This window comes from Pseudomonas fluorescens (assembly GCF_001623525.1).
GTDB classification, from domain to species: domain Bacteria; phylum Pseudomonadota; class Gammaproteobacteria; order Pseudomonadales; family Pseudomonadaceae; genus Aquipseudomonas; species Aquipseudomonas fluorescens_Q.
On record NZ_CP015225.1, the window covers coordinates 4,870,099 to 4,882,549 of the forward strand.

A 12,451-nucleotide genomic window follows, 5' to 3' on the forward strand; every position below is an offset into this window, starting at 1 on the left:
CCAGTCGTAATTCAGATTGATTGAACATGGCGCCCGGAATGTCGACCATGAACCTGAATGCTTTAGTTTTAGAGTGGCAACCGAAGTGCTCTGGAGCGCAACTCGTCCTCAAATGTAGAAAATATAATGATGTCCATGGCTATTGGGCTAAGGCATGGCTGAAAGGATACAGCGCCCAGCCTGCTGGCGTTTCAAGAGTGGTTTTATTCGAAACTAAGGGGTAGTTTTCAAACACCAACAAACTGTCTAGTTCTTTAGTCGAATGTTCACAATCGTTCAATTCTGGTGGACTCGCACCTATGTTGCGAGCGCTGGAAACCGTACAGTGTGTAACGGAAGACTCAGATCTGGATGACTTGCTTTAGATAAAGAAACAGCCGGTCTTGGCAGGCTCTGTATCGGGCTTCGAGGCCCTCGACCTCCCACATTCGAGCAAGCCAAACCTCATCACATGACGCGTCAATATCATTGACGGTGACGCTCCATACGGTCTGAGCGTGTTGCGTGGCCCGTAGTAATTGCAACAACTCCTCAGTGATTGGAAGCGCTTTAGCCTTAACTCTTTTTAGCGACATCTAAACTATCCAGGATTAATTCAAGGTCGAGATTGTTTTTGCGTCGCGCACTATAAGGCTCAGTTCATGAAGGCTGTATTCGACTTATGGCTAGCAAGACAGCGCAGAAATAGACTGCTCTTAGCAGTAGTTATTCATCAGGTTTATGACGCTTTAATTACTGACTGCTTTATGGTGAAGGGACATGGCGGGCCTGCATTCAAGGTCGGGTCGTCAACGAAACCTATTAACCTTTCACAAGAAGAGCTAGCAGCGATAGCGGGAATACACCGAACTTACGTGAGTCAAATTGAACGCGAATTAAAGTACATCACTAATGCCCAGTCTAATGAACGAAAGGTTTTGGTCAACGCTTTCAGAAATATGACGTTTCCTTGGCTGATTTGGGAGTAAGCGGACTTAGGCCATTCAACCCTCACTAAGCTTGGAAAAATCGATCCGGACGACAGGGGTTGAGGGCCGAGCAAGCCTTGTCGCCGACGATATCTTCACTGGCAAGACGACCCACGATCGCGGCCAGGGTTACGCCGGGGTGCATGACGCACACGTATACGCCGCCAACCTGCGGAAGATAACCAATGATGGGGATGTCATCAGCAGGCATGGGTCTGTATCCGACGCGAGCCGATTGTAGGTCCAGGGAGACGACGCCGTGGAGTTCGCTTTTGATGGCGTTGGCGGTGCGCAGCGCGATCTCCGATGGTTGGTTTTCCAAGGCGTCGTCCAGGTAGTCTTCGGCCGCCAGCAACGCACCCTCCGGGGTTTGCCTCACTTCCATTTCAGGGCTGGAAATGAGGCTGCGCACCAGGTTGGGTGGCGAGGTGTAGCGGATGAAAATTGCCGGAGAGGCGTCTATGGGCAGGCAGACTTCAAGCAGGTCGGCCAGCTTCGTGATGCCTGTGCCGGCAGCCAATACGACGATATCGGCTTCAATGACGCCCGTGGCGGTTTCAACGCCCCACACGGTGGAACCCTGGGTTTTAAAGCCGAGAACCGACGTTTGAGTGAGCACTTTCGCGCCATTCGCTTGAGCACCGGCGATCAGCGCATGGGTTGCTGCTACGGCGTCCAGCGCTCCTTCTTCCGCCGCATACGAAGCTTGCTGAGGAGGGTTCTTGAGGTTTGGCTCAAGTTCACGGATCTGTGATTGGGATATCCGGCTAGCCGACGCTGTTGAACTCGAGCCGTAAGAGAGGGCGCCAGTCCAGCGGATCTTCAGGCCAGGCAGTTGCGTTTCGAGTCGGCGGTATTCCTGGATGGCAGCACCGCGCAATGGCGCAATGGGGTCGGGTTCGCCATGGGAGGTGTTGATCCAGGCGAATGAGCTGCCGGTCACGCCTGACGCGATACCTTCGGCCTCGAGCACAGTGACTTTCGCGCCTTTGGTCGCCAGGTGGTAGGCCAGGGATGCGCCTACGATGCCCGCACCGATGACGATGACGCGTTTGCCTGGAGCGTTATCCATTTCGCCTCCGTTGGATTGCGCGCCTCGTCGGTTGGGGCTGCTGCGCAGCCCAGCGGGAGCAAGCTCCCTCGCCACGGGGGAGGGATGGAGTCAGTTGTTTATGCGGCGGCTGTCAGGCCGCTATCGCGAGCAAGTTCGTTCCCACAAGGATCGGTGGTGTGCTTCAGTACCACCGCGCCTCGCCCGGCGGGCGTTTCTTGAAGCGTTTCATGCTCCACATGTACTGGCTCGGGTAAGCCCGCACGTAGCGCTCCACCACTTGGCTCATGGCCGCGCAGGCGGTTTCGGTGTCGGTGCTGTACATGGCCTCGGGCGCGGCTTCGAGGATGACTTTGTAGCCCGAGCCGTCGGGCAGGCGCAGGGCGTGGAGGAAGACGCCGACCGCTTTGCCGCCAGCGAGCATGTTCGGCACGAACTTGCTGGTCAGGGCCTGGGTGGCGAAGAAAGGCACGAAGATACCGGCGGATTCGGCCGGTTCCGGGTCGGCGGGGATGCCCACCTGGCCGCCCTTGCGCACTTCCTTGATGACGCTGAGGATGCCTTCCTTGGTCGACGCCGCGACCTTGTTGCCCAACTGAACACGTTGCTTTTGCAGCAATTCATCCACCGCCTTGAGCTTGGGCGGGCGGTAGAAAATGATCGGTTTGCACTGGCTGCAATAAAAGTGGTTGAGCACTTCCCAATTGCCCAGGTGGCTGGTGATGCCCACCACACCTTTGCCGGAGGCCAGGGCTTCTTTCAGCACGTCCAGGCCTTCGACTTCGCGCACCAGTTCGATGGAACGCTGGGCCGGCCAGATCCAGGCGCAGGCGCTTTCGGTCAGGGATTTGCCGATGTCCTTGAGGCTCTGGCCCACCAGGCGTTCGCGCTCGGCCAGGTCCATCTCGGGAAAACATTTGGCGAGGTTGATCCGCACCACATCGCGGGAACGGTTGGGAAATTTCCACATGAGCCAGCCAATCGCAGAGCCCACTGCCTGCACCGCTCGCCAGGGCAGCAGCGCAAACAACCGCAGAGCGCCGACCAGCAAGGCGCCTTTCAACTTATCCACAGGTCACTCCTGAATGTATGGGCCGTGTTGCGAGCCGGCTATTCTAACCGCCGTTTGCCAGCTCGGCGTAGCGGTCGCAGTCCTGGGTGTGGTCCATGACCATGCCCGAGGCCTGCATCAAGGCGTAGCAAATGGTCGGCCCGACGAAGGTGAACCCGGCCTTTTTCAGACCTTTGCTCATTGCCAGAGCCTCGGGCGTGATGGCCGGCACTTCGCTGCGGTCCTTGAAATGGTTGATGATGGGTTTATCGCCGACGAACGACCAGAGGAACGCCACCGGATCCTCCAGGGCCAGCCAGGCCTGGGCGTTGCGGCGGGCGGCCTTGAGTTTGAGGCGGTTGCGGATGATGCCGGGGTCGAGCATCAGCTCATCGATTTCAGCGTCGCTCATCTGCGCCACGCGCTGCACATCGAAGCCGTACAGCACCTCCCGGTAGCGCTCGCGTTTGCGCAAAACGGTGATCCAGGACAACCCGGCCTGGAACCCTTCGAGCAAAAGCAACTCGAACAAACCCTGCGCATCGCGCAGCGGCGTGCCCCACTCCTGATCGTGATAAGCCATGTACAAAGGATCGTCAGAACACCAAAAGCAGCGTGGCATAAGGCTCCAGGGGGCGTGCGCACGAACGAATCGGGTATACTCCCGCTCTTTAAATCGCAGCCCAAGAAACAGGTGAATTTCGTGAGCCAGCCTACGCCAGCCGTGCGTACCTTCCAAGACTTGATCCTCGCCCTCCAGCAATACTGGGCCGAGCAAGGTTGCGTGGTACTTCAGCCCTACGATATGGAAGTAGGCGCCGGCACTTTCCACACTGCCACGTTTCTGCGTGCCATCGGCCCGGAAACCTGGAACGCCGCTTATGTGCAGCCCAGCCGCCGCCCGACTGACGGCCGCTACGGCGAAAACCCGAACCGCCTGCAGCACTACTACCAGTTCCAGGTCGTGCTGAAGCCGAACCCGGAAAACTTCCAGGAGCTGTACCTGGGCTCCCTCAAGCACGTGGGCCTCGACCCGCTGGTGCACGACATCCGTTTCGTCGAAGACAACTGGGAGTCGCCAACCCTGGGCGCCTGGGGCCTGGGCTGGGAAGTCTGGCTCAACGGCATGGAAGTGACCCAGTTCACCTACTTCCAGCAGGCGGGCGGCATCGAGTGCTACCCGGTCACCGGCGAAATCACCTACGGCCTCGAACGCCTGGCCATGTACCTGCAGGGTGTGGATTCGGTCTACGACCTAGTGTGGGCCGACGGTCCGTTTGGCAAAGTGACCTACGGCGACGTGTTCCATCAGAACGAAGTGGAACAGTCGACCTACAACTTCGAACACGCCAACGTCGATAAGCTGTTCGAGCTGTTCGATTTCTATGAAAGCGAAGCCAAGCGCCTGATCGAGCTGGACCAGCCGCTGCCGTTGCCGAGTTATGAAATGGTGTTGAAGGCGTCCCATACCTTCAACCTGCTGGATGCGCGCCGGGCGATTTCCGTGACCGCGCGCCAGCAATACATCCTGCGTGTGCGCACCCTGGCGCGTTCCGTTGCGCAAGCCTACCTGCTGGCCCGTGCCAAGCTGGGCTTCCCGATGGCGACCCCGGACCTGCGTGATGAAGTGTTGGCTAAGCTGGAGGCTGCACAATGAGTGCTCAAGATTTTCTGGTTGAACTGGGCACCGAAGAACTGCCACCCAAAGCCCTGAACACCCTGGCCGATGCGTTCCTGGCCGGTATCGACAAAGGCCTGCAAGCTGCCGGCCTGAGCTACGAAGCCAAACAGGTGTACGCCGCGCCGCGCCGCCTGGCCGTGCTGATCACCGCCCTGGCGACCCAGCAGCCAGACCGCAGCATCAACCTCGACGGCCCGCCACGCCAGGCCGCGTTCGATGCCGACGGCAACCCGACCCAAGCCGCCCTGGGCTTCGCCAAGAAATGCGGCGTGGACCTGAGCGAAATCGACCAGAGCGGCCCGAAGCTGCGCTATAGCCAGAGCATCAAGGGCAAGCCGACCGCCAGCCTGTTGCCGACCATCGTCGAAGACTCCCTCAATGACTTGCCGATCCCCAAGCGCATGCGCTGGGCCGCGCGCAAGGAAGAATTCGTACGTCCAACCCAGTGGCTGGTGATGTTGCTCGGTGACCAGGTCATCGATTGCACGATCCTGGCCCAGAAGGCCGGTCGCGATTCCCGCGGTCACCGCTTCCATCATCCACAGAGCGTGCGCATCACCTCGCCGGCCAACTACCTGGCCGACCTGCGTGCCGCCTACGTACTGGCCGACGCGAACGAGCGCCGCGCACTGATCAGCAAGCGCACCGAAGAGCTGGCCACCCTGCAGGAAGGCACCGCCATCGTGCCGGCCAACCTGCTGGACGAAGTGACCGCGTTGGTGGAATGGCCGGTGCCGCTGGTGTGCTCGTTCGAGGAACGTTTCCTTGAAGTGCCGCAGGAAGCGCTGATCACCACCATGCAGGACAACCAGAAGTACTTCTGCCTGCTGGACGCCGAAGGCAAGTTGCTGCCGCGCTTCATCACGGTCGCCAACATCGAAAGCAAGGACCCGCAGCAGATCATCGCCGGTAACGAAAAAGTCGTCCGCCCGCGCCTGACCGATGCCGAGTTCTTCTTCAAGCAGGACAAGAAGCAACCGCTGGAAAGCTTCAACGAGCGCCTGCGCAACGTGGTGTTCCAGGAAAAACTCGGCAGCGTCTATGACAAGGCCGAGCGCGTATCGAAACTGGCCGCGTTCATCGCCCCACGCATTGGCGGCGACGCCCAGCGCGCGGCCCGTGCCGGCATCCTGTCCAAGTGCGACCTGTCCACCGAGATGGTCGGTGAGTTCCCGGAGATGCAAGGCGTCGCCGGTTACTACTACGCCCTCAACGATGGCGAGCCGCAGGACGTGGCCTTGGCACTGAACGAGCAGTACATGCCCCGCGGTGCCGGCGCCGAGCTGCCGACCACCCTGACCGGTGCGGCCGTGGCGATCGCTGACAAGCTCGACACCCTGGTCGGCATCTTCGGTATCGGCATGCTGCCCACCGGCAGCAAAGACCCTTATGCCTTGCGTCGTGCGGCGCTGGGTGTGTTGCGGATCCTGATCGACAAGCAGCTGGACCTGGACCTGAACGACGCCGTGGCATTCGCCGTCAATGCGTTCGGTAGCAAGGTCAAGTCTGCCGGCCTGGCCGATGCGGTGCTGGAGTTCATCTTCGACCGCCTGCGTGCGCGTTATGAAGACGAAGGCGTCGATGTTGCTACCTATCTGTCGGTGCGTGCCCTGAAACCAGGTTCGGCCCTGGACTTCGACCAGCGTGTACAAGCGGTGCAGGCGTTCCGCAAATTGCCGGAAGCGGCAGCGCTGGCGTCGGTGAACAAGCGTGTGTCGAACCTGCTGAGCAAGGCCGAGCCTTCCGTCAAAGCCGTTGAAGCACGTTACTTTGATAATGCCGCCGAGTTTTCGCTCAACTCGGCGATTCAACAGGCGTATGCGTCGGTACAACCGCTCATGGAAAAACGCGATTATGCCGAGGCACTGGCGCGCCTGGCGGCACTGCGCGAGCCGGTCGATGCGTTCTTTGAAGCCGTGATGGTGAATGCGGACAACGAAGACGTTCGCAAGAATCGTTATGCATTGCTGGCACGCCTGCGCAGCCTGTTCCTCAATATTGCCGATATTTCCGTGCTGGGTTGAGGAGCTGCTGTTGAAACTGCTGATTCTCGATCGGGACGGGGTGATCAATCACGACTCCGACGCTTACATCAAATCGGTGGAGGAGTGGTTGCCGCTACCCGGTTCGATCGAAGCCATCGCGCAGTTGAGCAAGGCCGGCTGGACGGTGGCGGTTGCCACCAACCAGTCGGGCATTGCCCGCGGTTATTATGACCTCGCCGTGCTCGAAGCCATGCACGAGCACCTGCGTGCATTGGTGGCGGAGCAGGGCGGGGAAGTCGGGCTGATCGTTTATTGCCCGCATGGGCCGGACGAAGGTTGCGATTGCCGCAAACCCAAGCCGGGCATGTTGAAAACCATTGCCACGCATTACGGCGTGACACTGGCGGGTGTGTGGTTCGTCGGCGACAGCCTCGGTGACCTGGAGGCGGCCAAGGCCGTCGATTGTCAGCCAGTTTTGGTAAAGACCGGGAAAGGCGAGAAGACTCTGGGCAAGACCCTACCGGTGGGCACCTTGATTTTTGACGACTTGGCGGCGATTGCCGCTGAACTTATCCACAATTAGAGCTCCCAAGACAACCTGATCAAGGATTGTTCGGGAAGCGCTTGAACAGGCGGGCATTGCCCGCAACGGTAAATGCCGCTATGTCTATATTGCAGGCCATCAGAGCCTTTCTCTTTTACCTGCTGTTGGGCACCAGTTCCTTGCTGTGGTGCTCCTTGAGTTTTTTTATCGCGCCTTTCTTGCCGTTCAAGGCGCGCTACCGTTTCATCAATGTGTACTGGTGCCGCTGCGCACTGTGGCTGAGCAAAGTGTTCCTGGGCATCCGCTATGAGGTCAAAGGTGCCGAGAACGTGCCTGACCGCCCCTGCGTGATCCAGTCCAACCACCAGAGCACCTGGGAAACGTTCTTTCTCTCGGCCTATTTCGAACCGTTGAGCCAAGTACTCAAGCGTGAACTGTTGTTCGTGCCGTTCTTCGGTTGGGCCATGGCGATGCTGCGCCCGATCGCTATCGATCGCGACAACCCCAAGGCAGCCCTCAAGCAGGTCGCGAAGAAGGGCGACGAACTGCTCAAGGATAACGTTTGGGTGCTGATCTTCCCCGAGGGCACCCGTGTTCCTTATGGAACCGTCGGCAAATTCTCCCGTAGCGGTTCGGCATTGGCCGTGAACGCCGATCTACCCGTGCTGCCGATTGCACACAATGCCGGCAAATTCTGGCCCAAGGCTGGCTGGATCAGAACACCAGGCGTCATCACTGTGGTGATCGGCGCGCCGATGTATGCCGAAGGCACTGGGCCCCGCGCCATCGCCGACCTCAATGACCGTGTCCAAGCCTGGAATGAACAGACACAACGGGAAATGGGCTCGCTGCCCCCGACCCCGACAACACCGGCCACCACCGACCAGCTCGCTGTTTGAGATCTGTGGATAACCTGTGTACCGTTTTTTCTAAATCCGGTGCTTTTATGCTGTAGGTCTATGTTTTTAATATATATTTCCTAAACACATAAAACCCACCTTCAGGTGCATAAGTTTTTTATAGCACCCAAAGATCGCAGCCTTCGGCAACTCATGCAGACGAAGGCTGCGATCTTTTCAATCTTCCAATAACGGGAAACGCAGGCTAAACGTCGTGCCTTTACCCACCACGCTATGGCACTCGATTTTCCCCTCGTGATGGTCAACCACAGCCTTGACCATCGACAGCCCCAAGCCAATTCCATCGACCCCGTGAGCCGAGGAAAACCTTCGGTACTGACTAAACAGGTCTGGTAGTTCTTCGGCGCTGATGCCTTTGCCCTGGTCGACGACATTGCAGATCAACCAGCCCGGGGTGCAGTGAACCTGCAGCGAAATGCAGGCGTCGGGCACACTGTACTTGATGGCATTTTCCAGCAGATTGAACAGGGCACGAGTCAGCAACGGCTGATCCGCCCTCACCATTGCCTCTTCATCCTTTATTTCATGAATCAACTGGATGCGTTTTGCCTGGGCGATGGGCAGCGCCTGGTCGAGCACATCCAGAACCAGCATGGCGAACAGCGTCGGCTGGAATTGATAAGCCTCGGATTCGGCCTTGGCCAATTGCACGAAGCCCTCGGTCAGGTCCAGGGCGCGACGTACCTGGCGCTCGATCTGGTCGAACAGCGGATTATCCCCAGCGACCTGATGCCGCTGCACATCGAGCAATGCAAGGATCGCCGAGTGCGGGGCACGCAAATCATGGGAAAGGAAACGCAGCATGACGCTGCGCTGTTCTTCAGCCTCACGTTCGGCACTCAGGTCCGTGAGGCTCAACAACCAGCCAATCGGCACATCGCCATCAACCGGCAACAACGCCGCCCGTTCCAGGCGCAAGCTGCGCTCGCGAATGTCGCGAAACTCCACCAAGGGCAATGTGGATAACCGGTGATGCGCCCCCTGCTCCAACCCTGGGTAACCCAATTGCCCGAGATGCTCCAGCACGTCGCCACCCGCCAGGCCATGGCCGAACAACTCGCGCGCCTTGCGATTGCCGAGCAACAGCTTGCCTTGAGGGTCACAGATCATGGTCGCCACCGGCAAATATTCCAGGCCGTCGGCAATGAAGCGTCGGGTGTCGCGGGTTCGACTCATGGCCTGCTCCAGGGCCATGATCTGCCCCTGCAAGCGGTCGCTGCCGGTGTAGGAGGCGCGGCGACGTTCCGGGAAGACCTTGGGTTCCGCGTCCAGGCGTGCCAGCTCCCAGCCGAAATAGGCCAGTACCACGCTCAGGCGGCGCCAATTCCAGATCAGGTAGCCGAACAGGATGCCCAGCACACTTGCCATGGGCGACCACCACCAGCCTCGCGCGCCCAGCACGGCACTGATCAACAGAGCCAGGCTCATGCCACCCACTGTTGTCCACAAGGCCAGGTGCGGGCGCAGCAGTAACAAGCCCAATACACCGGCCACCAAACACACCGACAACAACACAGCGCCTGGATGGTTACCCGTCGATTGGCTGCTCAATGACAGCAAGGCCGTCAGCGGCAACAGCAACAAACTTATCCACAACCACTCCCGCACCAACTGACGAAACAACCGCTGGACCTGGGTTGGCTCACGACTTTCACGGCGACGCTGGTTACTCATAGGCCTCCTGGCCAACCTCAAGAATGGGGATTTCTTTACAGGCCCGCAAAGCCCATGACTATAACGGGACTCGATAGGTGGCGCGCTGCTGCCTTTCCCTCTGTGCCGCGAGCCGGTATTGTCGCAGCCAGCGACAGGTCAATGACAACGAATCAGCCACCGGCTGCGTTTCATTGCCACCTGAAGATGTCCGTTACTCTCGAGATCAAGGAATCGCATTCCATGCGTGTCGCCATACTGGACGATGAACCGGCCGAGCTGCGCCGGGTAGAACAGACCCTGCAACAAATCCCCAGCAGGGGCGAGCAAGCCTGGACCCTGCACAGCTTTGAACGAGGCGAGGACTTGTTGCGGCAACTGCGCCGGGAAACCTTCGACCTGTTGATCCTCGACTGGCAACTGCCGGACATCAGCGGGTTTTCATTGCTGCGCTGGACTCGCGAGCACATGGATTCACCACCGGCCGCCATCATGCTGACCAGTCGCGACGGCGAGCACGACATCGTCCAGGCCCTCAACGCCGGTGCTGACGACTATGTGAGCAAACCCTTCCGGCCCAACGAGCTCAAGGCCCGGGTCACCGCTGTGCTGCGCCGCCACAACCTGCAACGCGCGCCCGCCAACGACGTGCTGGTGTTCAATGACCTGGCGTTCGACGACGCCGAGCTGACCATCACCCGCGCCGGCATTCCCATCAGCCTGACCGAGCGGGAATACCGCCTGGCCCGATGCCTGTTCGCCAACCTGGGCCGACCGCTGTCTCGGGAGTATTTCTACGAACGCTTCTGGACCCACGAGGAAATGACCTCGTCCCGCCCGCTCGACACCCATATCTATCGCCTGCGCAACAAGCTCGGCCTGACGGCAGACCGGGGTTGGCAATTGCTGACGATTTATGGGTACGGGTATCGATTGGAGAGTGTGGCGGCGGGGAGCGAAGCGTCTGTCGCGAGTTAGGTATTGGATACATCTGTGGCGAGGGAGCTTGCTCCCGCTGGGCTGCGCAGCAGCCCTTTTGTGAGCGCTTCGCACTGGAGCGCCAGCCCGGTCAAGCGGGAGCAAGCTCCCTCGCCACACAACAGGTATCACCCAAGCGTTGGTACCAAGCGTCCTGTTTTTGCGATCCGACGGCGCTGTACCAGCACGCCGGATATCACCACCAAGACACTCAGCAGACCGGTCGCGAGGATTTCCACGCGATGGGCTTCCTGGAACAGCATGATGGTCAAGGCCCCGACGATGAAGACAATCACCGCGTAGGTCAGGCCAGGGAACAGCCACATGCTGAAAGCAACTTTTTCACCACGCGCCATGCGTTGTTTGCGCATGCGCAGCTGCGAAACCGCGATGACCAGATACACCAGCAATGCAATGGCGCCGGAGCTGGCCAGCAGGAAATCAAACACAGCAGCCGGTGCCACATAGTTGGCGAATACCGCCAGGAAGGCCGCCCCGGTCGACAGCATCACCGCCCAATAAGGTGTACCGCTCTTGTTTGTGCGCTGGGAAACGGCCGGTGCATCACCACGCTTGCCCAACGAGAACATCATCCGCGAAGCCGTATACAGCGCCGAGTTCAGACAGCTCGTGACTGCCACCAGGACGACGATATCGACGATCAGTTTGGCATTGGGAATGCCCATGCGCTCCAGCACCGTCTGGTAGGAACCGACGCTGGCCAGGAGCGGATCGTTCCACGGTACCAAGGCAACGACGATGAAGATGGAGACGAGATAGAACAAGCCAATCCGCCAGATGACCGAGTTGGTCGCCTTGGAAATCTGCTGGCCAGGGTTCTTCGATTCGGCCGCCGCGATGGTCACGATCTCGGTGCCCATGAACGAAAACATGGTGGTCAGGATGGCCCCCAACACCGCGCCCATGCCGTTGGGCAGGAAGCCCTGGGTGTCGAACAGGTGCGAAACACCGCTGACCTGGCTGGTGGGCAGCACGCCGAAGATCGCCATCACACCCAAGCCAATGAAGCCGATGATCGCCACCACCTTGACCAAGGCGAACCAGAATTCGAACTCCCCGTAATTTTTCACGCTGAACAGGTTGGTGACCGTCAGCAGCAGGGTGATGACCAAGGTGAAGGCCCAGATCGCCACGTTCGGAAACCAGGCATGCAGGATCGTTGCGGCGGCGTTGGCTTCCAGCGGAATCACCAGGACCCAGAACCACCAGTAGAGCCAGCCGATGGTGAAACCGGCCCAATGACCAATCGCACGGTCAGCATAGGTGGAGAAGGAACCGGTGTCCGGCGATGCCACTGCCATTTCACCCAGCATCCGCATCACCAGCACCACGAGGGCACCCGCAGCAGCGTAAGCCAGCAGCACGGCTGGACCGGCCGCTGCGATAGCATGGCCGGAGCCCACGAAAAGGCCAGCGCCGATGACGCCGGCGATAGATAGCATCGTTACATGCCGGGGTTTGAGCCCTTGCTCCAGATGATTGGAAGTTTGCGTACCGCTCATTGAGACTACCCTTGGTGTTGGATTTATTCGTGTCACCTCGTACCCACCGCTTCCCTGTCAATTTAAAGAAACGATGTGTAATTTATTTAACACGCAA

11 protein-coding genes are annotated in these 12,451 nt (G+C 59.2%); 6 read left to right on the forward strand and 5 right to left on the reverse strand.

The genetic code is table 11. The features are described 5' to 3' along the window. Window positions 1–746 precede the first annotated feature (746 nt). On the forward strand, window positions 747–968 hold the full coding sequence (locus TK06_RS33590) for a helix-turn-helix domain-containing protein (protein WP_109790816.1): 222 nt from the start codon (window positions 747–749) through the stop codon (window positions 966–968). A gap of 25 nt (window positions 969–993) precedes the next feature. Here the strand turns inward: TK06_RS33590 and TK06_RS20975 are convergent, their stop codons facing one another. The 3 genes from TK06_RS20975 to TK06_RS20985 form a co-directional block, all read right to left on the reverse strand. Further along, entirely contained in the window at window positions 994–2,040 is a 1,047-nt protein-coding gene (locus TK06_RS20975) for an NAD(P)/FAD-dependent oxidoreductase (RefSeq protein WP_063323643.1), read from the reverse strand. A gap of 163 nt (window positions 2,041–2,203) precedes the next feature. Then, entirely contained in the window at window positions 2,204–3,091 is an 888-nt protein-coding gene (locus TK06_RS20980) for a lysophospholipid acyltransferase (RefSeq protein ID WP_063323644.1), read from the reverse strand. 43 nt (window positions 3,092–3,134) lie between these two features. Then, window positions 3,135–3,692: a DNA-3-methyladenine glycosylase I gene (locus TK06_RS20985; RefSeq protein WP_063323645.1), complete on the reverse strand. Its 558-nt coding sequence runs from the start codon at window positions 3,690–3,692 to the stop codon at window positions 3,135–3,137. 81 nt (window positions 3,693–3,773) lie between these two features. Between TK06_RS20985 and glyQ the strand changes: the two genes are divergently transcribed. The 4 genes from glyQ to TK06_RS21005 all read left to right on the forward strand — a co-directional run bounded on the left by glyQ (window position 3,774) and on the right by TK06_RS21005 (window position 8,179). Further along, window positions 3,774–4,727, forward strand: a complete 954-nt coding sequence (glyQ, locus tag TK06_RS20990) for a glycine--tRNA ligase subunit alpha (protein WP_022641565.1) — start codon at window positions 3,774–3,776, stop codon at window positions 4,725–4,727. Continuing rightward, a complete protein-coding gene (gene glyS, locus TK06_RS20995; RefSeq protein WP_063323646.1) occupies window positions 4,724–6,775 on the forward strand; it encodes a glycine--tRNA ligase subunit beta in 2,052 nt (683 codons plus the stop codon). The genes glyQ and glyS overlap by 4 nt, the downstream gene beginning before the upstream one ends. 4 nt (window positions 6,776–6,779) lie before the next feature. Next, window positions 6,780–7,319: a D-glycero-beta-D-manno-heptose 1,7-bisphosphate 7-phosphatase gene (gene gmhB, locus TK06_RS21000; protein WP_161951759.1), complete on the forward strand. Its 540-nt coding sequence runs from the start codon at window positions 6,780–6,782 to the stop codon at window positions 7,317–7,319. Between the two features lie 80 nt (window positions 7,320–7,399). Further along, window positions 7,400–8,179, forward strand: coding sequence for a lysophospholipid acyltransferase family protein (locus TK06_RS21005; RefSeq protein ID WP_063323648.1), 780 nt, complete (start codon window positions 7,400–7,402; stop codon window positions 8,177–8,179). Window positions 8,180–8,356: 177 nt separating this feature from the next. Here the strand turns inward: TK06_RS21005 and TK06_RS21010 are convergent, their stop codons facing one another. Beyond that, window positions 8,357–9,874: a sensor histidine kinase gene (locus TK06_RS21010; protein WP_063323649.1), complete on the reverse strand. Its 1,518-nt coding sequence runs from the start codon at window positions 9,872–9,874 to the stop codon at window positions 8,357–8,359. Window positions 9,875–10,096: 222 nt separating this feature from the next. Between TK06_RS21010 and TK06_RS21015 the strand changes: the two genes are divergently transcribed. Beyond that, window positions 10,097–10,831: a response regulator transcription factor gene (locus tag TK06_RS21015; RefSeq protein WP_063323650.1), complete on the forward strand. Its 735-nt coding sequence runs from the start codon at window positions 10,097–10,099 to the stop codon at window positions 10,829–10,831. Window positions 10,832–10,959: 128 nt separating this feature from the next. On the opposite strand, the gene gabP is transcribed toward TK06_RS21015, so the two are convergent. Next, window positions 10,960–12,354 carry a GABA permease gene (gabP, locus tag TK06_RS21020; protein ID WP_063323651.1) on the reverse strand — a complete coding sequence of 465 codons (1,395 nt, stop codon included), beginning with the start codon at window positions 12,352–12,354 and terminating at the stop codon, window positions 10,960–10,962. Between the last annotated feature and the right edge of the window lie 97 nt (window positions 12,355–12,451).

Coding starts and splice junctions, on each gene's coding strand:
- TK06_RS33590 (WP_109790816.1), top strand. CDS start 747: ATGGTGAAGGGACATGGCGGGCCTGCATTCAAGGTCGGGTCGTCAACG.
- TK06_RS20975 (WP_063323643.1), bottom strand. CDS start 2,040: ATGGATAACGCTCCAGGCAAACGCGTCATCGTCATCGGTGCGGGCATC.
- TK06_RS20985 (WP_063323645.1), bottom strand. CDS start 3,692: ATGCCACGCTGCTTTTGGTGTTCTGACGATCCTTTGTACATGGCTTAT.
- glyS (WP_063323646.1), top strand. CDS start 4,724: ATGAGTGCTCAAGATTTTCTGGTTGAACTGGGCACCGAAGAACTGCCA.
- TK06_RS21005 (WP_063323648.1), top strand. CDS start 7,400: ATGTCTATATTGCAGGCCATCAGAGCCTTTCTCTTTTACCTGCTGTTG.
- TK06_RS21010 (WP_063323649.1), bottom strand. CDS start 9,874: ATGAGTAACCAGCGTCGCCGTGAAAGTCGTGAGCCAACCCAGGTCCAG.
- TK06_RS21015 (WP_063323650.1), top strand. CDS start 10,097: ATGCGTGTCGCCATACTGGACGATGAACCGGCCGAGCTGCGCCGGGTA.
- gabP (WP_063323651.1), bottom strand. CDS start 12,354: ATGAGCGGTACGCAAACTTCCAATCATCTGGAGCAAGGGCTCAAACCC.